Raw genomic sequence first — 17,715 nt, forward strand, 5'->3', positions numbered from 1 at the left:
ATTCGATGAGTACTATTTTATCAATAGATACTTCAACGCCAGCTTGCTCTGTGGCGTTGAATGTTAATGGTGTCATACTGGAAGATTTTCGTATGGCACCTAGGATGCATAATGATTTGATTTTACCTATGGTTGATCAAATTTTGTCTCAAGCTGAACTTAAATTAAGTCAATTAGATGCGATTGCCTTTGGTCGAGGTCCAGGGTCGTTTACTGGTTTACGAATAGCCGCAGGCGTTGTTCAGGGATTGGCTTATGGTGCAGATTTGCCTGTTATTCCTGTCTCTACGCTTGAAGCAATGGTATTGGAAGCGTATCGAAAATATCAAAAAGATTACTGGTTGTCTGCTTTAGATGCTCGAATGGGGGAAGTCTATGTGGGTGGTTATCACGTGTCTGAAATAGACAAGGTGGTTACTATTGAGGCATTGCTTACTGAGCGAGTGATAAAACCAGAAAGTATTGATACGTTTAATGAACTCTATAATGGAGTTGGGTCCGGTTGGATCTATAAAGATATTTTGTTAACTAAAGTGCCTAATAATTTAGCTCTAGTTGATGAAAATATTGCACCAAGAGCTGCCTATATTGGTGAGTTAGCACATACTTTCTTTAAGGAAAGTAAGGCTGTCTCAGTCTATGAGGCCATGCCTAGCTATTTGAGAGATGAAATTTCTTGGGAAAAACAACCTTTAAAAGTTGGTAAACGTTAGTTAATGCTTTGGTATCATATTGTTTTCTTGTCAATAATTCAGGGTCTTACCGAGTTTATACCTGTATCGAGCTCCGCTCATCTTATTTTACCCTCTCAATTACTGGGGTGGCCCGATCAAGGTCTGGCATTTGATGTTGCTGTGCATGTAGGGACCCTTATTGCTGTAATAGGATATTTTAGGCGGGATATTATTCGTTTATTAAGTGCATGGCTTTTATCTATCCGAAGCTCGACGACAACGAATGACAGTAAATTAGCGTGGTGGGTTATCATTTCAACTATACCCGCTGTCATTATGGGGTATTTTCTAAATGATTTTATAGAAAGCCATTTAAGGTCAATAGAAGTGATAGCCTATACTACAATTGGCTTTGGCATTCTTTTATGGTTGTCTGATATTTATGCGAGTAAGGCTAAAACCGAATATGAAATGACCCTGTCTAACGTGGTTTTTATTGGTGCTGCTCAAGCCTTAGCGTTAATTCCTGGAACCTCCCGATCAGGGGTCACGATCACCGCCGCTAGGTATTTAGGGTTTAGTCGAAATGCCTCAGCTCGATTTTCTTTTTTATTATCGATTCCTTTAATTGTAGCGGCTGGTACTTACAAGTTAATGGAGTTAATTTCTTCTGGTATTAATATACATTGGGGTGTGATTTTTGCAGGTGTTGTGCTTTCAGCAATAAGTGCCTATGTTTGTATTTATGTCTTTTTAAAATGGTTGAATCAAATCGGGTTCGCTCCATTTTTATTTTATCGACTACTACTTGGTGGTATCTTACTCGGTATTAGTTATTTAAATGTATAGGTTGATACGATGAATATTGGATCTCAGTTTCCGGTTATCAGTAGTGGGGTAGCGTCTAATACTAATGCATCCTCTGCTAGATCCTTTCAGGCTAATGCCGCTTCTACTACTAATAAACATCTGTCGGTTGCTCCGAGCAGCCTATCTCAATTTGAATCTGTTTTTGAGTCTGTGGGGGCAAAGTTTGCTCGTGTCGAGACTCTTGATAGGCCTACTCAGTATGCCTTGAATATGTATTCTGAGACACAATCATTATTTTTAGACAATTCAAAAAACGCGTTAGTTGGTGTGGATGTTTTTGCATAAGACTCATTTTTTATCTGTTGCATACCGAGATGATAGCACCCAAGAACAAGCTCAAGCATTAGCAGAAGAGCTTGGATTAACGTGCTTTTATTTATCTTGTTCTCTTAAAAAGCATACGGAATTTGATTATTTACTTTTGATTGAGGGTGATGTTGTTTCCATCGCCAAAACAGGAAAATCTGCACCTAACCCAGTTCGGGTAGACTTTGTGAATGGCGCCGTTGCTCACCGTCGACTTTTTGGTGGTGGAAAAGGCCAAGACATAGCTAAAGCGGTGGGGGTTAATAAGCGCCATGACTTAACCGTTTTAGATGCCACGGCTGGCCTAGGAAGAGATGCTTTTGTATTGGCCTCTCTAGGATGCGATGTGACTTTACTTGAAAGAAATCCATTGGTGAGAGTATTGTTAAAAAATGGCTTGGGGCGGGCAACGCAGTCAGAGGATATTGCTTCTATTATTGCGAAAATGCACTTTCAAGAAGGTGATATTTCAGATTGCATTCAAACATCATTTGATGTGATTTATTTAGACCCCATGTATCCGCATGTTGAAAAGTCAGCGGCAGTAAAAAAAGAGATGGCCTTTTTTAGAGACTTAGTCGGTCACGATGAAGACTCAGATTATTTATTGCCGTTAGCTAAAGAGCTGGCTGCCTATCGAGTAGTTGTAAAACGACCAAAAGGAGCCCCCTTTTTGAATGATGAACCTGCTACTTATCAAATAACAGGTAAATCAGGTCGTTTTGATATTTATGTAAATAAATCACTAGATATTTAAAAAAGTGGATTTTATATTTTTAATAATGAGGGGGTTGTTCGTTTTCAGTGATACTTTGCTGAGATCGATAGGATTCAACCATTTTGACGACCAAAATAAGTTTTTCTTCCAAACGCATAATTTCTCTTTGCTGTTTTGAAAGTGCGGTGTTAAGTGTTTCAATCAAATCTTCTTGGTATTGTAATTTAAATTCTATGTCATCAATGCGAGGATTGTTATCTGTGGTGTTCATATATGCCATCTGTGTGTTAATCTTAATTTATAAACAGTTTATTGTTAACGTTAATTACATACTTTATAAATGTATAAGTAACTAACTGTTTATTATAGGATATGAATAGTGCTTGTATTTTATTCCTATGTATAGTTCTTAAGTGATTTTTTATACTTGTACTTAAGTTGTTTTTATACTACAACAAACTAGTATCCAGTGATCGGATAAGTTTGTTTTTATTACTAATATTTTTATATAAAAGAGATTTTTTATGACTGAACACCATGACGTGGATCGTAAATCCAGTAGTACATCATTATTTTCTGTTCGAGCTTTGATAGCTAGTTTCATTATCGCTCTAGTTGCACCGCTGTTGATTGCTGCCGTAATTGGAGATGAAATGGGAACAAATTATCTGACCTATTTCGGCTTTGTTTTTGTATCTGCTTACTTAGGATCCTTATTAAGCAAAGAGTCACCCGTTGCGGAAACAAAAGCATCTTATGTTGATGATGACGAGGAAGAAGATGATGAGAATGATGATAGGGAAGAAGGGACGGTTAAATGGTTCAACTCATCAAAAGGTTTTGGCTTTTTGACAAGAGATAATGGCGAAGATGTTTTCGTTCATTACCGTGCTATACGAGGCCGTGGTCGTCGATTCCTTATTGAAGGACAGCTGGTTCGCTTTTATGTAACAGAAGGCGAAAAAGGTAAGCAAGCAGAAAACGTTTCAATTATGAGAAACTCTTAATACAAAGAAGAGCAATGAGGTTTATATGGCTACGGTTACATTAAAAGGAAATCCTTTCGAAACACTTGGCGATCTGCCATCTGTTGGTGAAAAGGCCCCTGCATTTGATTTGGTTAAGTCGGATCTTTCTTCGACAACATCATCAGATTTTGCCGGTAAAAAAATTGTATTGAATATTTTTCCATCTATTGATACACCGACCTGTGCTATGTCGGTACGTCAATTTAATGAGCAGGCGGCGTCATTAAATAACGTATCAGTCGTATGTGTTTCAGCCGACTTACCGTTTGCTATTGGGCGATTCTGTGGAGCCGAAGGGATTGAGAACGTGACGGCGGCGTCATCGTTTAGAAGTACTTTTGGCGTCGACTATAAAGTTAATTTTGCAACGGGTCCATTGGTTGGATTGTTGTCACGTTCAATTGTTGTGATTGATGAGGATGGTGTGGTTATCTACACTGAACAGGTTTCAGAAACGGCAAATGAGCCAAATTACACCGCAGTAATAGATCTTCTTTCCTAATCAATTTAAAGAAGATCAAGGCAGAGATGTCTTTGTAAGAGCTTATTGGTGATGATTAAGTATTACTTTCAAATAGTGAATATTTGATTGTCATCAATAAGCCGATATATGCATGAAGTTCTATGCATTTACTAAAAAATCTCGAAGAGCTTTCTTTTGTGCTTTTAGTAAGCCGTTTATCTAGTGTTGGTATTCAACAATATGAAAAAAAGCTGTCAATAAAGGTTGCAGGTAAGCTAGCCATCATGCTGCTGACGGCTCTGTTTATTGCAACATTAGGATCCTATATCTATGCAGACAAACGCGCGACATATGAATATGAAAGCCGTTTAATTGTATTAGATAAAGAATTAGAGGTGTATGCCGATTTAATATCGGATCCTGTATGGCGATTTGACTATAAAACTGTTGAAAGTATCCTATCTATATTAATCAGTCAGCCTGATATACTTAATGTTGTTGTGGTTGATGATAAAGAGCAGAAAGTATTGGATCTGCTTACACAAGACCTCCACGCTGATGTATTAATTAGTTACTCTATTCCTATAGTGTTTCCTGCCCCAGATGTTGATAAAAATATCGGTCGTTTAATTGTTGATATTGGGAACTATTCTTTAAGAGAGAAAAGAAAGGAAACCCTCTTTGATTTAATCTCATTATCAATTGGTATTTTCTTTCTGTTGTCTATTGTATCTTGGTTCTTTGTTAAATTGGTCGTATCTAAGCCGCTAAATGCGATATTGATTGCGATAAGTGAATCTAAGAATAGCGATCACTTTTGCAATGTTGAACATGCTGCTAATGATGAGTTTGGTATTGTTATTAGTGAATATAATAATCTACAAAAACGACTTCAGTCTCAGCATCATATTCTGAGCGAAAGCGGTAAAAGGCTAACGACTCTTTATAATGCCACCCCCTCTATTTTATTTAGTTTGTCTCTTGATGGAGACATTATTGAGGCAAATGATTATTTTATTGACTACTTTGGATTATCTAGAGAAAGAGCCATTAACCAACCCTTCTTAAATTTTATCGATTTAGATCATTTTGATATTTATAGAGAACTTCTCAGTCCATTATTAGTGGAAAATGAGGTCCATGAGATATTTGTTATGGTTCGTGCTGACGATGAAAGTCGTCCAGTATTGTTAGATGCTAAGTTGCACTTTGAAGATGGCTCTCAAAAAGTTCTGGCCGTTATGACTGACATTTCTGGATTAATTAATACCCAGAAAGAATTGGACTACCAAGCGACACATGATTTTTTAACGGGGTTATTAAATCGCTTTGGTTTTCAAAACCTTGTAGAAAAAACACTGCTTGATTGCTCTAAATCTGATGCATATGCTCTTATTATGATCGATCTTGACCACTTTAAGTCCATTAACGATATATTTGGACATCAAATTGGGGATTCGATAATTAAAATACTGTCTAAACGGATAGTTAACGATCTTCCTGTTGATAGTGTTGCAGCAAGGCTAGGAGGAGATGAGTTTGCTGTATTGGTGAAAACCCAATCTCAAGGAATTGCAACGGGTACGGATGTATCAAAAGTGTGTAATCGTATTTTATCTTGCCTTTCTCAATCGATTCTTATTGAAAAAAGGACCATGAATTTATCTGGGTCATTAGGCATTTCTTATTACCCTAAAGACGCTACCTCTGTTAATGAATTGCTAAGAAATGCCGATATTGCCATGTATCGAGCAAAACAGATGGGGAGGGGAACAGAGTACATTTATGAGCAGTCTCTTCAGCATGAAATTACAGAAAAAGCCCGTTTTGAAGTGTTATTGAGGCGAGCGTTAGAAGACGATTTGATATTAGTCTATTACCAACCAATTATTGACTTGAAAACTCAGTCTATAGTCGGTGCAGAAGCGCTAGTTAGAATTAAGGATCCAGATACGGGTAGTGTTGTTTTTCCTGATTCGTTTATTTCTATCGCCGAAGATACTGGTTTGATCACTCAGTTAGGAGAGAAAGTGTTGCAAACTGCGGTGCTAGATATTCAAAAATTAAGAAATAAATTTAATCAAGATTTTTATATCAGTGTTAACTTTTCTAATAGGCAGTTTCAGCAGGAAGGTTTACTTGATTTAGTGAAGGATATTTTAGAGCTAAGTGGGCTTCCCCCAAGCTCTTTGTTGGTCGAATTAACAGAAAGCTTGTTGATTCAAAATAACTCTCAAAGCCGTCATGTCCTAACGTCTTTACATGATCTAGGTTGTAAGTTAGCTATTGATGATTTTGGGACGGGTTATTCTGCATTAAGTTATTTAAATCAATTTCCTATTGATATCTTAAAAATTGACCGGTCTTTCATTGAAAAATGCGAGTCTAATTTAACTGACCAATCATTAGTTGTCGCTATTTTAAATATGAGCCAAGGGCTGGGTATGAAAGTGGTGGCAGAAGGAATTGAAAATGAATTTCAAAAAGCCTTTTTGCTCTCTAAAGGATGTAATTTGGGGCAGGGTTATTTGTATAGCCGCCCGATTCCATTTGATGACTTCTCTACTTATCTTGAGCAGTATTAGTCACTCACAAGAGTATTCGTCTCTTTAGGTTTGTGAGTGACTGATAAAGGTTAGCTTGCTTGTACAGGTATGCTGTTTGTAGTTCTTTCAACACTGTTGTCTTGGTTTAAGTAAACCAGTGAAGGTTGGAACTGATCCGCTTCTTCTGCATTCATCTGTCCATATGCCGCGATGATAATACGGTCTCCAACCTGAACTCTTCTTGCGGCAGCGCCATTCATTGATATCGTGCCGGATCCAGCTTCAGCAAGAATCACATAAGTATGAAACCTTTCACCATTTGAAACGTTGTAAATATCTATTTTCTCAAACTCTCTCAGCCCAGCGAGTTTAACTAGTTCACTATCAATAGCACATGAACCATCATACCAAAGTTCAGCTTGGGTGACGCATGCCATGTGTAACTTGCCTTTCAATAATGTTATTTGCATTTAACTTATTTCTCTATCGTGTTTTGATTGTACGGACTTTGTTTATTGGGTGTATTTTGTATTACTTCCAAATAAAAGGTCCTTCTTTGTATTGGTTGATACACCACCATTGGTCTGGATCAGAATTGTCTTCTTCTTCCCAGCCACTAAAGTTGCAGCGAACTTCGCAATTGAGTTCTTGAAACGCTTGTTTTGCACATTCTATGTCATCTTTCCAAGGGGTGTCTGGTGAATCGAACCATACGGAGGTAAATCTCTTTCCGGCCGCTTCTTCGAGAATAGCGACTTTTATCCGTTTATTGTTGTGTTCTATTGTTAAAGAGGTACAGGTGTCCTGTTTCTTTGGTTCGTTTACAATAACAAACTGCTTTCTTAGCCAGTCTAATATTGACTCGGTTGTACAGGAAAGCAGATAAATTTCTATGTCAGGTTGCATGGTTTATTTTTTATCCTTGCTTTTGATCATATGATAAATTCGTAAGACGCTCATAGATAGATAGCCTAAGAGTGTCCAAAAAACACCAATGGATGCGATAGTAATACCAAAGAGTGCCAACACTTCTTGCGAGTAAGAAGAGGCCAGTATTCTATCTGACATAATTAATATTAAGCTACCAAAAACAAATAATAGACCTCCTTGGATCAGTCTTGCAAAGGCAATGCGCGGATTACTTCCTAGCTTCATAGCCAATTTATGTAGTTGGTTATTTATATTCATAACACCATCAATTTGCAAAAAGATTGTTTAAAATACCTTCATATACGCGAGACAGTTTATTGAGGCTTTCTGCATCAACATGTTCGTTAATCTGGTGAATTGTGGCATTTATGGGGCCTAACTCTACGACTTGAGTGCCCATCTTAGCAATAAAGCGACCGTCTGATGTACCGCCTGTAGTTGATAATTCTGGTGTGATATTGAGTTCTTCCTGAATGGATTTCACCATGGCATCTACTAGTTCACCTGGGCGGGTTAGGAAAGGTAAGCCATTATAGGTCCAGTCAATGTCATAGTTTAGATTGTGTTTATCTAGAATTGAAATGACTTTTTCTTTTAATTTGTCGAAATTGAGTTCCGATGAGAAACGAAAGTTAAACTGAGCATTTAATGATCCGGGAACAATGTTGGTTGCCCCTGTACCTGAATGGATATTGGAGATTTGAAAGCTGGTAGGAGGGAAGAAGTCATTGCCATTATCCCAGTGTGTATTGGCGAGTTCATCGAGAGCCGGTGCTGCTAAATGAATGGGGTTCATAGCTAAATGTGGATAAGCAACATGGCCTTGCTTGCCGTGTATTGTTAAATCTCCACTGAACGAGCCGCGACGGCCATTTTTTATAATGTCGCCTAGTTGGTTTGTGCTTGAAGGTTCGCCGACAATGCACCAGTCAACGGTTTCTTTTCTTTCTATGAGTGCGTCAACCACTCTTGTTGTCCCATCTACAAATGGACCTTCTTCATCACTTGTTATTAAAAAGGATATTTGCCCTGAATGATCTGGATTTTTATTAACAAAGTTTTCTACAGCAATGATCATTGAAGCCAAGCTGCCTTTCATGTCTGCAGCACCTCGTCCATACAAAATGCCATCAATGATTTGAGGCTCGAAAGGAGGAACATTCCATTGATCTAACGGCCCAGTTGGAACGACATCTGTGTGACCTGCAAAACACAAGTTTGGGCCTGATGAGCCACGTTTAGCATAAAAGTTCTTTACCTCGCCAAACGGCATGCTCTCCACTGTAAAGCCAATGGCTTCTAAGCGCTGAATCATAAGTTCTTGGCAGCCCGCATCTTCAGGGGTTACTGAGGGGCGAGACATAAGGTCAATTGCGAGATCTAAAGTAGGTGATGTCATGGTCATTCTTTACCTTTTTTGCCTATTTGGTTATCTTAGTGGTGATTTAACCAATGTATAGGGCAATGAAAATGAAATTTGGATTGTTAATTGTTGTTTGTGCTTTATTATTTGGTTGTGCTGTTCAGCCTCAAGGGAAAATAACCCAAAGGAGTGTGTATTATCTACCACTAGTTCAATCAGATTCAGGCCCTAAGCAGCAACAAGATGTTGATGTTCAGCAAATCTCAGATAGGCCCCAATACAGTTCACCGGTTAGAAATGGAGCGCCAGTGAATCATTCGACCTATTCTCCAGCCATAAAATAGTAACGATCAAGAAAATATTTTGTGATAGTTCTCTGCTGTGAAGCCAAGGATAATGTCGTTCTCTTTTACCATTAAAGGGCGTTTTATCATAGAGGGAGATTCTAATAGAACCGTTTTTGCTAATGTGTCTGACATGGCGTTTTTTTGTGCTTCGTCTAGCTTTCTCCAGGTAGTTCCTCTTTTATTTACAAGGGATTCCCATCCGAGCTTTTCTACCCATTCATTAATGAGTTCCGGTGTGAGTGCATTTTTTTTATAGTCATTAAATTGATATTGAATATTAGATTCATTCAACCACTTGAAGGTTTTTTTCATGGTGTCGCAGTTTTTTATTCCATAAATTTGAACCATTTCTATTTTGTCCTCATCAGCACAGACTTTGGTCGAAGGATAGCTTCTCAAAGTTGAGTTTCTAAAGAGAAGCTACCCAAGAAGCATTTAGTTAGCGTGTAATGCCGCGTTTAAGGCAATGGCCGATTTGTTTGTTTTGCATTCAATTGCGCCAGTAGAGGAGTTACGACGGAACAATAAATCAGACTGGCCAGATAGATCGCGGGCTTTAACAACCGTTACAACCTCATTGTTTTCATCCAGTACAGCGACTTTTGAGCCTGCCGTAATATAAAGACCAGATTCAACCGTACAACGATCACCTAAGCCAATGCCTATACCAGCATTGGCGCCAATTAGGCATTCGTCACCTACAGCGATAACAATATTGCCACCACCGGAAAGGGTTCCCATAGTTGAGCAGCCACCGCCGAGATCTGAGCCATTACCAACGACAACACCCGCTGAAATACGGCCTTCAACCATGCTTGTGCCTAATGTGCCAGCATTAAAGTTAACAAAACCTTCATGCATTACTGTAGTGCCTTCACCAAGATGAGCACCCAGTCGAATGCGAGCGGCGTCGCCAATACGAACACCTGTTGGTACGACAAAATTAACCATTTTCGGGAATTTATCAACGCTGAAGACTTCGATGGTTTTACCATCCATTCTTGCATTCAATTGTCTGTCTGCTAATTCACGTACATCAATAGGGCCTTCGCTTGTCCAGGCAGTGTTAATCAGTAAGCCAAACATACCTGATAAATCAGTACCATGAGGCTGTACTAGTCGATGGGAAATAAGTTGCAGTTTTAAATAAACATCAGCAGGGTTAGCTGGCGCTGAATCTTCAGCTAATACGCAAAGCACAACAGGTTGAGTGGATGCTTTTAGGCGAGAAGCCAGTTCAGCTTGTTGAATATTTCCTGCTTTTAAAAGCGCCATATGTAGGCGATTCAAATCGCTTTCATCAAGAATTAGGGTCTCGTTTCCGCCTGTGTAATTGGTGTTTCCTGTTAATGCGTTTAGCGTTTCTGCTTCAGGGTTAATAACAGGGGTTGGGTAGAATACTTCTAACCATTCGCCTTCTTTGTTTTGTGTGCCGATACCGAGTCCAAAAGAAAAGATCTGATTTGACATTGATGTCTCCATAAAATAAGTAAGTAAAATTATTGTGTTTTAGTGTTGTTTAAGATGAAACGTTTAATTCTTTGTGCTGCTTCAATGCAGTCTTCTTCATTAGCAACGAGAGCCATTCGAACGTGATCGTTTCCAGGATTAAAGCCGTTTACTGTGCGAGCTAAATAACGGCCAGGGAGAACGAGAACAGACTCTTGTTGATATAATTCACGACAGAAGGTCTCATCATCCATTGCTGTTTTGGGCCATAAGTAAAATGCGGCTTCTGGATGGGATATCGGCATAACAGGGGCAAGGATATCAATGACGGCTTTAAATTTTTTGCGATAAAGGTTTCTGTTTTGTAAAACGTGTTCTTCATCTTGCCAAGCAAGTATAGAGGCGGTTTGATGATGTGGCGGCATGGCACAACCTTGATAGGTACGGTACAACAAAAATGCTTTTAAAATATTGGCATCACCGGCAACAAAACCAGAACGAAGACCCGGTAGATTTGATCTTTTCGAAAGTGAATGAAACACAAGGCAGTTGTGATAATCAAGGTGACCAAGCTTTTGGCAGGCTTCTAATAAGCCCAGAGGCTTTTGAGATTCATCAAAGTAGATTTCGGAATAGCATTCATCTGCGACTAATGTGAAATGAAACATCTTCGCTTTTTCTATTAAAAATGCGTAGTCTTCTAGTGACGTTAAGCTACCTGTTGGATTGTTTGGAGAGCAAACAAAAAGCAGTTTGCAGCGTTCCCAGATAGCGTCAGGCACTTCTTTATAATTGATCTGATAGTTGCTGTTGGCGTCACAGCTGAGAAAGTGTAAGTCGGCACCGGCTAAGATACCTGCTCCCTCATAAATTTGATAAAAAGGGTTGGGACTGATAATGAGGTCGTTACCTTTGCTATCAATGAGTGTTTGTGTGATGGCAAATAAGGCTTCTCTTGTTCCGGTAACAGGAATTACTTGTGTTTTAGGATCCAATGATTGTAGAGAGAACCGGTTTCGACACCATTGCGCTATTGCTTCACTTAGTGCAGGCTCCCCTTTAGTTAGAGGGTATTTGCTTATGCCGTTTAAATTTGCGGCTAAGCAATCCTTTACGAATTCTGGTGCGGCGTGTTGTGGTTCGCCAATAGTTAATTTAATCAGCTCTTTTTCTGGGTGTGGTGCAATATCAGAAAGTAGGTCAGCTAATTTCTCAAATGGGTAAGGGTGTAATGATTTTATATATGGGTTCATTTTGTTCTCATTTATTTGCTTTGTGAGAATTGATCAATTTTTTCTTTTAACTGGGTACAAATGGCATCAACTCTATTGGGGTCAATAATTAAGTTGCCGTCTGGTTCCGTTATGTAAAAAGTGTCTTCTACTCTTTCACCAAGGGTTGCGATTTTTGCTTTATGAAGCATAATATTATGAGTCATAAAAAATTGTCCTATCATGGCCAATAATCCAGGTCTATCAGGGGCAATGACTTCTAGTGCTGACCATACTTCTTCAGGCTCACTTACTAATCTCACGCTGGAAGGAGAGTTGAAAATTTTCAAAATACGTGGTGTATAGCGTTGTATTAAGCTTTCAAATAATGATGGTGATTTCAATTGTTGAATTAATGTTTCTCTGATTAGAGTAATACGTGCTTTATCCAGATACAGGTTTGGTGCTTCATCGTTATCATCCATTACGACAAAGGTATCTAAACTGTATTTTGTTGTTGAGGTGCTTATTTTTGCATCAAGAATGGTTAGGCCGAGTTGTTCAAGTGTTGCTGCTATGACGGCAAACAAATGCGCTGTCAGTGGCGTGTAAACAAAAATTTTACTGGCACCAGAGAAGTTGCGTCCCCCTAAAGGGCTGATTGCTACTAATGGTTTTTCACTTGGATAATGTTTGAGTATGGCTTCAGTATTCCAAGCAATTTCATCTCCAGTGGAGCGAATAAAATACTCTTCTTCGATGTTATTCCAGATGTTTTCCGCGTCTATAATGTCAACATTACGTTCTATTAATAGTTCTAAAGCTCTTTGCTTGTGCTCATCACTTAGCATTTCCGCATCAATTGGAGAGTCTAAGCCTCTTCTTAATGCTCTTTTGGTTTCAAGGTAAAGTTGTCTCATTAAAGATGCACGCCAACTGTTCCACATTGTTGGGTTCGTGGCGTTGATATCGGCTACTGTTAATATAAATAAGTAATCTAGGTGCTCTTGATCTTTTACAAAGCTGGCAAACTCCCAAATGACCTCGGGGTCAGAGATGTCTTTTCTTTGGGCAATAACGGACATCTTTAAATGATGTAAAACCAACCAAACCACTAACTGAGTATCTTGCTTATTGAGTCCGTGTCGAATGCAAAACTCTTCTGCATCGGTACACCCCAAAATAGAGTGATCTCCACCTCGTCCCTTGGCAATATCATGATACAGGCCTGCAATATAGAGCAGCTCTACTTTAGGTAGATGTCTGATGGCTTGTGATGAAATTGGAAACTGTTGTCTTGCTTCCGGTTGCAGCATTTTACGTAGGTTTTCTACGAGTTGCAGTGTGTGAGCATCCACTGTGTAGATATGGAATAGGTCGTGTTGCATTTGCCCAATGATAGCGCCAAACTCTGGTAGGTAGCGTCCTAATAAGCCAATGTGTTTCATTGATCTTAATAGCGATGTCAGGTTGAATGGACTGGCGATAATGTCCATAAATAATGCTGTATTTACAGGTGAATTTCTAAATTCATCATCAATTCGGTCCAAATTATCTCTTAGTGCTCGCATGGTGCTGGAACGCATGCCTTTAGCGTCTTCAAGGGTGCCTAAAATAACAAAGATCTCCAACATCGCAGAAGGTGTTGTTGAGAATATGCTTGGGTCGCGTATTTCTAGTTGGCCATTAAATGTTTGGAAGCGATCATTGATAATGATGATGTTGGCGTGTTCGTCAAGATCTAAAAAGGACTCTTCAAAATGCTGCAGTAACATATCGTTCAATTGTTGGATGGCGGCAACGCTTTGATAATAACCTTGCATAAAGCGCTCTACGTTGCGCTTTAGGTCATCGCTATTGAAGCCAAATAGCTGTGCTAAGGTTCTTTGATGGTCGAAAAGTAGACGGTCTTCTTTTCTGCCTGTAATTGTATGTAAAGCCCATCTGATACGCCATAGATTACTAACAGCGCCTTTAATTTGTAGGTACTCATCTTCAGAAAGAAAAGACTTTTGTACCAGCTCTCTGAGTCTGTGAGTGCCGAGAAAGCGTTTTGCGACCCAGTCAATAACTTGTATGTCTCTTAGTCCACCAGGGCACTCTTTTAGGTTAGGTTCTAGGTTGTAGGCTGTATTCTGGTATTTCTCATGTCTAAATTTCTGTTCTTCTAATTTACTTTGATAGAAGGTATGACCATCCCACATGTTTTCAGTGCTTATTTGTGGTCTTAACACACCTAATAAATCATCCAAATCGTATAAGGGTCTGGCTTCAATGAGATTGGTTATTATAGTGATGTCTTCTCTGGCCAAACTAACGCATTCATCAAGGGTTCTGACGCTATGACCAATATCTAAATTAATATCCCATAGAAAGGTAATAAAGGATTCAAGGGAAGAGTTGAGTTGAGTATCTCTTTCTTTTAATAAAATCAGGACATCAATATCGGAATTTGGATGCAGTTCACTACGACCGTATCCACCTACAGCAATAAGGCTTATGTTGTGGTTGTTGTTTAGATTATTGGCTTTCCATATGGCCTTGAGAATCTCATCAATTAGTGCCGCGCGGCCTTTTACGAGCTTTTCTATAGGGTAAAGTGTATTGAATAAATCATTGTAGACAGCGGTTTTTGCTTCAAGGATTTGCTTGTAACGATTTGCTGAGCATAGAGGGTTGGAGAGTTCTATTTGCTCTTCAGGTGTCAAAAGTGGAGGTGTGTCTGGAAAAACGGGGAACTCCATGCAGTAGCCTCTAAAGTCAGGTGTAGGGTCGCTTAAATAACGTGCGATGCTTTGCTGTAATAGAAAGCATCGACACAATACTATTGGGTTAGCTTAAAATGGTTCATCAGGTCTTCTTGTTAATACTTCAACACCATCCGCGGTAACGAGAAGTGAGTGTTCATATTGAGCAGACATGCGTCCATCTTTGGTTTTTGCAATCCAGTTATCTGGTCCTGTGTGTTTAACTTGCTTCTTACCAGCATTAATCATAGGTTCAATAGTGAAGGTCATCCCTTCTTCTAGAACATAACCCGTTCCTGGTTTGCCATAGTGAGGGACCTGAGGTTCTCCATGAAACGTGGTCCCTAATCCGTGGCCGCAATACTCTTCAACAACGGAATAGTTATTTTTGTGGGCATGGGCTGAAATGGCGGCACCGATATCACCAAGACGTGTACCTGGTTTAACCATGTTAATAGCTAGGTAAAGGCACTCTTGGGTTACTTTGCAAAGTTTTTGTAAATGAACTGGGGCGTCACCGACAAAAAACATTTTGCTAGTATCACCATAATAACCATTCTTGATAACGGTAATGTCGATATTAACCGCATCTCCTTTCTTCATGGTTTTCTTTGATGGAATGCCGTGGCATATGACGTCGTTTACTGAAGTGCAAATTGAATTGGGGAAGCCATGATAGTTAAGGGGAGCTGGAATACAGCCTTGCTCAGTTACCATGTAATTATGGGCAATGATATCAAGTTGGTCTGTTGTTACTCCTGGCACAACATACTCTTCAATCATGAGCAATACGTCAGCGGCCAGTTTGCCAGCGATACGCATGCCTTCGATGTCAGTAATATCGGTAAAGCGAGTAGCGGCTTTTTTAGGTGTGGCTTTTGGAACCTCTACTCGACCATGTTTAGTTAGTTCTTCAATTTTTTGTAGTATTTCGTTGCTCATAGTATTTACATAGATTTGAAAGTGAATATGGCCATTATTCTACATGACTTATACAAGAGAATCCTCCCTATTAAAGAGAAAAAAATAGCATTTGAAGTTTGAAAATAGTGTCTAATGCTTTCGATTTATTCTCTTTTGTGGTATAAATCGCCCGCTTTGTGAAGAACGTAGAAGTTTAAGCAAAAGCATAATTCATTATATTAACGACCTTGCTACTGTTGAGTAAGGCTTCTAGGGTGCCAATGGTTGCTTTAAACCTTGTCTGGCTGAAGCCTTTAGTTGGTAAGCGATAATAACCCAAATATTTAAAGGATAGTAAAATGCCTACAGTTTCTATGCGCGACCTGTTATTGGTTGGATCACACTTTGGTCACCAAACTCGTTATTGGAATCCAAAAATGAAACCTTTCATTTTTGGTGCTCGTAACAAGATCCATATTATTAACTTGGAGCACACTGTTCCAGCTCTTAACGATGCTTTAGCATTAGTTAAAAAAATGGCTGAAAACAAAAACAAAGTTTTGTTTGTTGGTACTAAACGTGCTGCATCGAAGACAATTAAAGAGCAAGCGGCTCGTTCTTCTATGCCATACGTTAATCACCGTTGGTTAGGTGGTATGTTAACTAACTACAAAACAATCCGTGCTTCTATCAAACGTTTGCGTGAACTTGAAGGTCAAATGACTGACGGTACATTCGAAAAATTGACTAAAAAAGAAGCGTTGATGCGTACTCGTGAGCTTGAAAAACTTGAGCTTTCTATGGGTGGTATCAAGGATATGGGCGGCTTGCCAGATATTCTTTTTGTAGTTGATGTTGATCATGAGCGTATTGCGATCAAAGAAGCTAACAAATTAGGTATCCCAGTTATTGGTATTGTTGATACAAACAGCAATCCAGATGGTATTGATTATATCATCCCTGCAAACGATGATGCGATTCGTGCGGTACAGTTGTACGTTACGGCATTCGCGGATGCTGTTCTAGAGGGTCGCAGCGCGACAGCTGGTACAGCCGATGAGTTTGTTGAAGTAAACGAAGCGGCTGAAGTAGAAGCTAAGTAATAGCTTGCTCTAGTTTCGAAAGGGGGGCATCGCCCCCTTTTTTAAATTTGAAATCGTATTTGAGAGGATTTGACATGGCAGCAGTATCTGCAGCATTAGTAAAAGAGCTACGTGAACGTACCAGCCTTGGCATGATGGAGTGTAAAAAAGCACTTGTTGCAGCTGGTGGTGATATCGAAGCAGCAATTGAAGAACTTCGTAAAACAAGTGGTATGAAGGCGGCTAAAAAAGCTGGTCGTACTGCCGCTGAGGGCGTTATGGTTTTGCGTCTTGCAGAAGATAATTCCTACGGTGTGTTGGTTGAAATAAACTCAGAAACAGATTTTGCTAGTCGTGATGCTGGTTTTATTGCATTCGCTAATAAAGTAGCTGATGTTGCTTTTGAAACAAAAGAAACAAGTGTTGCGACTTTACTTGCTGGTGAAATTGGTGAGCTTCGCGAAGCGCTTGTTCAAAAGATTGGTGAGAACATCGCTCCTCGTCGCATCGAAATTATCGAAGGCGGTTTGGTTGGTGGTTATTTGCACGGAAATGGTCAGATTGCTGTATTGACGCAACTTGAAGGTGGCGACGCTGAATTGGCTAAAGATATTTCTATGCATATCGCAGCGGTTTCCCCACGTGTTGTTCGTGGTGATGATATGCCTGCAGAAGTATTGACTAAAGAAGAAGAAATTATTCGTGCGCAACCAGATATGGCGGGTAAACCTGCTGAAATCGTTGATAAAATGATTGTTGGTCGTATGAAAAAATTCTTGGCTGAAAACAGTCTAATTGAACAGCCTTTTGTTAAAAACCCAGACGTTAAAGTGGGTCAATTAGCGAAAGATGCTGGAGCTACTATTACTTCTTTCATTCGTTTGGAAGTTGGTGAAGGTATTGAAGTTGCTGAAGTTGATTTCGCTGCTGAAGTTGCTGCACAGCTTAAAGGCTAATTCTTAAAGAATTCGTCTACTATAAAAAGGGGCAGCTTGACTGCCCCTTTTTATAGCTATCACTTTTATACTTCGTTAAATGTTAATATCAATTTAATAAACTATTCCCAATCAGAGGTGAG

The 17,715-nt window shown here is 39.3% G+C and carries 20 protein-coding genes; 10 read left to right on the forward strand and 10 right to left on the reverse strand.

Annotated features, from left to right (window positions below):
* The first annotated feature begins 5 nt into the window (after nt 1-5).
* From tsaB to O1D97_RS08470, 4 genes are read left to right on the forward strand one after another with little or no spacing between them, the layout of a single operon-like run.
* Nucleotides 6-713: a tRNA (adenosine(37)-N6)-threonylcarbamoyltransferase complex dimerization subunit type 1 TsaB gene (tsaB, locus tag O1D97_RS08455; RefSeq protein ID WP_269124648.1), complete on the forward strand. Its 708-nt coding sequence runs from the start codon at nt 6-8 to the stop codon at nt 711-713.
* Nucleotides 714-716: 3 nt separating this feature from the next.
* Nucleotides 717-1,523, forward strand: coding sequence for an undecaprenyl-diphosphate phosphatase (locus O1D97_RS08460; RefSeq protein ID WP_269124650.1), 807 nt, complete (start codon nt 717-719; stop codon nt 1,521-1,523).
* Between the two features lie 9 nt (nt 1,524-1,532).
* The gene (locus tag O1D97_RS08465) at nt 1,533-1,829 is read left to right on the forward strand and encodes a hypothetical protein (protein ID WP_269124652.1); all 297 of its coding nucleotides are present in this window, start codon (nt 1,533-1,535) and stop codon (nt 1,827-1,829) included.
* Entirely contained in the window at nt 1,822-2,607 is a 786-nt protein-coding gene (locus O1D97_RS08470) for a class I SAM-dependent methyltransferase (RefSeq protein ID WP_269124654.1), read from the forward strand. Before O1D97_RS08465 ends, O1D97_RS08470 begins: the two co-directional genes overlap by 8 nt.
* A gap of 19 nt (nt 2,608-2,626) precedes the next feature.
* Here the strand turns inward: O1D97_RS08470 and O1D97_RS08475 are convergent, their stop codons facing one another.
* A complete protein-coding gene (locus O1D97_RS08475) occupies nt 2,627-2,839 on the reverse strand; it encodes a SlyX family protein (RefSeq protein WP_269124656.1) in 213 nt (70 codons plus the stop codon).
* A 253-nt stretch (nt 2,840-3,092) separates the two neighbouring features.
* On the opposite strand from O1D97_RS08475, the gene O1D97_RS19600 reads away from it, so the two are divergent.
* From O1D97_RS19600 to O1D97_RS08490, 3 genes are all read left to right on the forward strand, one after another.
* Complete coding sequence (locus O1D97_RS19600) at nt 3,093-3,575, forward strand: cold-shock protein (protein ID WP_330221457.1); 483 nt, start codon at nt 3,093-3,095, stop codon at nt 3,573-3,575.
* Nucleotides 3,576-3,600: 25 nt separating this feature from the next.
* Entirely contained in the window at nt 3,601-4,098 is a 498-nt protein-coding gene (tpx, locus tag O1D97_RS08485) for a thiol peroxidase (RefSeq protein WP_269124658.1), read from the forward strand.
* 122 nt (nt 4,099-4,220) lie between these two features.
* A complete protein-coding gene (locus O1D97_RS08490) occupies nt 4,221-6,644 on the forward strand; it encodes a putative bifunctional diguanylate cyclase/phosphodiesterase (protein WP_269124660.1) in 2,424 nt (807 codons plus the stop codon).
* Nucleotides 6,645-6,694: 50 nt separating this feature from the next.
* Here the strand turns inward: O1D97_RS08490 and panD are convergent, their stop codons facing one another.
* The 4 genes from panD to dapE form a co-directional block, all read right to left on the reverse strand.
* On the reverse strand, nt 6,695-7,075 hold the full coding sequence (gene panD / locus O1D97_RS08495; protein WP_269124661.1) for an aspartate 1-decarboxylase: 381 nt from the start codon (nt 7,073-7,075) through the stop codon (nt 6,695-6,697).
* Nucleotides 7,076-7,136: 61 nt separating this feature from the next.
* A complete protein-coding gene (locus tag O1D97_RS08500) occupies nt 7,137-7,511 on the reverse strand; it encodes a hypothetical protein (protein WP_269124663.1) in 375 nt (124 codons plus the stop codon).
* 3 nt (nt 7,512-7,514) lie between these two features.
* The gene (locus O1D97_RS08505) at nt 7,515-7,793 is read right to left on the reverse strand and encodes a hypothetical protein (RefSeq protein WP_269124665.1); all 279 of its coding nucleotides are present in this window, start codon (nt 7,791-7,793) and stop codon (nt 7,515-7,517) included.
* A 7-nt stretch (nt 7,794-7,800) separates the two neighbouring features.
* Nucleotides 7,801-8,940: a succinyl-diaminopimelate desuccinylase gene (dapE, locus tag O1D97_RS08510; RefSeq protein ID WP_269124667.1), complete on the reverse strand. Its 1,140-nt coding sequence runs from the start codon at nt 8,938-8,940 to the stop codon at nt 7,801-7,803.
* Between the two features lie 65 nt (nt 8,941-9,005).
* Here dapE and O1D97_RS08515 point away from each other — a divergent pair, with 65 nt between their 5' ends.
* A complete protein-coding gene (locus O1D97_RS08515; protein ID WP_269124669.1) occupies nt 9,006-9,242 on the forward strand; it encodes a hypothetical protein in 237 nt (78 codons plus the stop codon).
* Nucleotides 9,243-9,248: 6 nt separating this feature from the next.
* Here the strand turns inward: O1D97_RS08515 and O1D97_RS08520 are convergent, their stop codons facing one another.
* The 5 genes from O1D97_RS08520 to map all read right to left on the reverse strand — a co-directional run bounded on the left by O1D97_RS08520 (nt 9,249) and on the right by map (nt 15,594).
* Nucleotides 9,249-9,593: an ArsC family reductase gene (locus tag O1D97_RS08520; protein ID WP_269124671.1), complete on the reverse strand. Its 345-nt coding sequence runs from the start codon at nt 9,591-9,593 to the stop codon at nt 9,249-9,251.
* 87 nt (nt 9,594-9,680) lie between these two features.
* A complete protein-coding gene (gene dapD, locus O1D97_RS08525; RefSeq protein ID WP_269124673.1) occupies nt 9,681-10,715 on the reverse strand; it encodes a 2,3,4,5-tetrahydropyridine-2,6-dicarboxylate N-succinyltransferase in 1,035 nt (344 codons plus the stop codon).
* A 29-nt stretch (nt 10,716-10,744) separates the two neighbouring features.
* Complete coding sequence (dapC, locus tag O1D97_RS08530) at nt 10,745-11,947, reverse strand: succinyldiaminopimelate transaminase (protein WP_269124674.1); 1,203 nt, start codon at nt 11,945-11,947, stop codon at nt 10,745-10,747.
* Nucleotides 11,948-11,958: 11 nt separating this feature from the next.
* Complete coding sequence (gene glnD / locus O1D97_RS08535; RefSeq protein ID WP_269124676.1) at nt 11,959-14,649, reverse strand: [protein-PII] uridylyltransferase; 2,691 nt, start codon at nt 14,647-14,649, stop codon at nt 11,959-11,961.
* Nucleotides 14,650-14,742: 93 nt separating this feature from the next.
* Nucleotides 14,743-15,594: a type I methionyl aminopeptidase gene (map, locus tag O1D97_RS08540; RefSeq protein WP_269124678.1), complete on the reverse strand. Its 852-nt coding sequence runs from the start codon at nt 15,592-15,594 to the stop codon at nt 14,743-14,745.
* Nucleotides 15,595-15,914: 320 nt separating this feature from the next.
* Here map and rpsB point away from each other — a divergent pair, with 320 nt between their 5' ends.
* Both rpsB and tsf read left to right on the forward strand, forming a co-directional pair.
* Nucleotides 15,915-16,658, forward strand: coding sequence for a 30S ribosomal protein S2 (gene rpsB, locus O1D97_RS08545; protein WP_269124680.1), 744 nt, complete (start codon nt 15,915-15,917; stop codon nt 16,656-16,658).
* Nucleotides 16,659-16,732: 74 nt separating this feature from the next.
* Nucleotides 16,733-17,593: a translation elongation factor Ts gene (tsf, locus tag O1D97_RS08550; protein WP_269124682.1), complete on the forward strand. Its 861-nt coding sequence runs from the start codon at nt 16,733-16,735 to the stop codon at nt 17,591-17,593.
* The last annotated feature ends 122 nt before the right edge of the window (nt 17,594-17,715 follow it).

This window comes from Marinomonas phaeophyticola (assembly GCF_026966905.1).
GTDB classification, from domain to species: domain Bacteria; phylum Pseudomonadota; class Gammaproteobacteria; order Pseudomonadales; family Marinomonadaceae; genus Marinomonas; species Marinomonas phaeophyticola.

What these genes read in the sequence shown, in the direction of transcription:
- tsaB (WP_269124648.1), top strand. Translation starts at nt 6, where the DNA reads ATGAGTACTATTTTATCAATAGATACTTCAACGCCAGCTTGCTCTGTG.
- O1D97_RS08460 (WP_269124650.1), top strand. Translation starts at nt 717, where the DNA reads ATGCTTTGGTATCATATTGTTTTCTTGTCAATAATTCAGGGTCTTACC.
- O1D97_RS08465 (WP_269124652.1), top strand. Translation starts at nt 1,533, where the DNA reads ATGAATATTGGATCTCAGTTTCCGGTTATCAGTAGTGGGGTAGCGTCT.
- O1D97_RS08475 (WP_269124656.1), bottom strand. Translation starts at nt 2,839, where the DNA reads ATGAACACCACAGATAACAATCCTCGCATTGATGACATAGAATTTAAA.
- O1D97_RS19600 (WP_330221457.1), top strand. Translation starts at nt 3,093, where the DNA reads ATGACTGAACACCATGACGTGGATCGTAAATCCAGTAGTACATCATTA.
- tpx (WP_269124658.1), top strand. Translation starts at nt 3,601, where the DNA reads ATGGCTACGGTTACATTAAAAGGAAATCCTTTCGAAACACTTGGCGAT.
- O1D97_RS08490 (WP_269124660.1), top strand. Translation starts at nt 4,221, where the DNA reads ATGCATTTACTAAAAAATCTCGAAGAGCTTTCTTTTGTGCTTTTAGTA.
- panD (WP_269124661.1), bottom strand. Translation starts at nt 7,075, where the DNA reads ATGCAAATAACATTATTGAAAGGCAAGTTACACATGGCATGCGTCACC.
- O1D97_RS08500 (WP_269124663.1), bottom strand. Translation starts at nt 7,511, where the DNA reads ATGCAACCTGACATAGAAATTTATCTGCTTTCCTGTACAACCGAGTCA.
- O1D97_RS08505 (WP_269124665.1), bottom strand. Translation starts at nt 7,793, where the DNA reads ATGAATATAAATAACCAACTACATAAATTGGCTATGAAGCTAGGAAGT.
- dapE (WP_269124667.1), bottom strand. Translation starts at nt 8,940, where the DNA reads ATGACCATGACATCACCTACTTTAGATCTCGCAATTGACCTTATGTCT.
- O1D97_RS08515 (WP_269124669.1), top strand. Translation starts at nt 9,006, where the DNA reads ATGAAATTTGGATTGTTAATTGTTGTTTGTGCTTTATTATTTGGTTGT.
- O1D97_RS08520 (WP_269124671.1), bottom strand. Translation starts at nt 9,593, where the DNA reads ATGGTTCAAATTTATGGAATAAAAAACTGCGACACCATGAAAAAAACC.
- dapD (WP_269124673.1), bottom strand. Translation starts at nt 10,715, where the DNA reads ATGTCAAATCAGATCTTTTCTTTTGGACTCGGTATCGGCACACAAAAC.
- dapC (WP_269124674.1), bottom strand. Translation starts at nt 11,947, where the DNA reads ATGAACCCATATATAAAATCATTACACCCTTACCCATTTGAGAAATTA.
- glnD (WP_269124676.1), bottom strand. Translation starts at nt 14,649, where the DNA reads ATGGAGTTCCCCGTTTTTCCAGACACACCTCCACTTTTGACACCTGAA.
- map (WP_269124678.1), bottom strand. Translation starts at nt 15,594, where the DNA reads ATGAGCAACGAAATACTACAAAAAATTGAAGAACTAACTAAACATGGT.
- rpsB (WP_269124680.1), top strand. Translation starts at nt 15,915, where the DNA reads ATGCCTACAGTTTCTATGCGCGACCTGTTATTGGTTGGATCACACTTT.
- tsf (WP_269124682.1), top strand. Translation starts at nt 16,733, where the DNA reads ATGGCAGCAGTATCTGCAGCATTAGTAAAAGAGCTACGTGAACGTACC.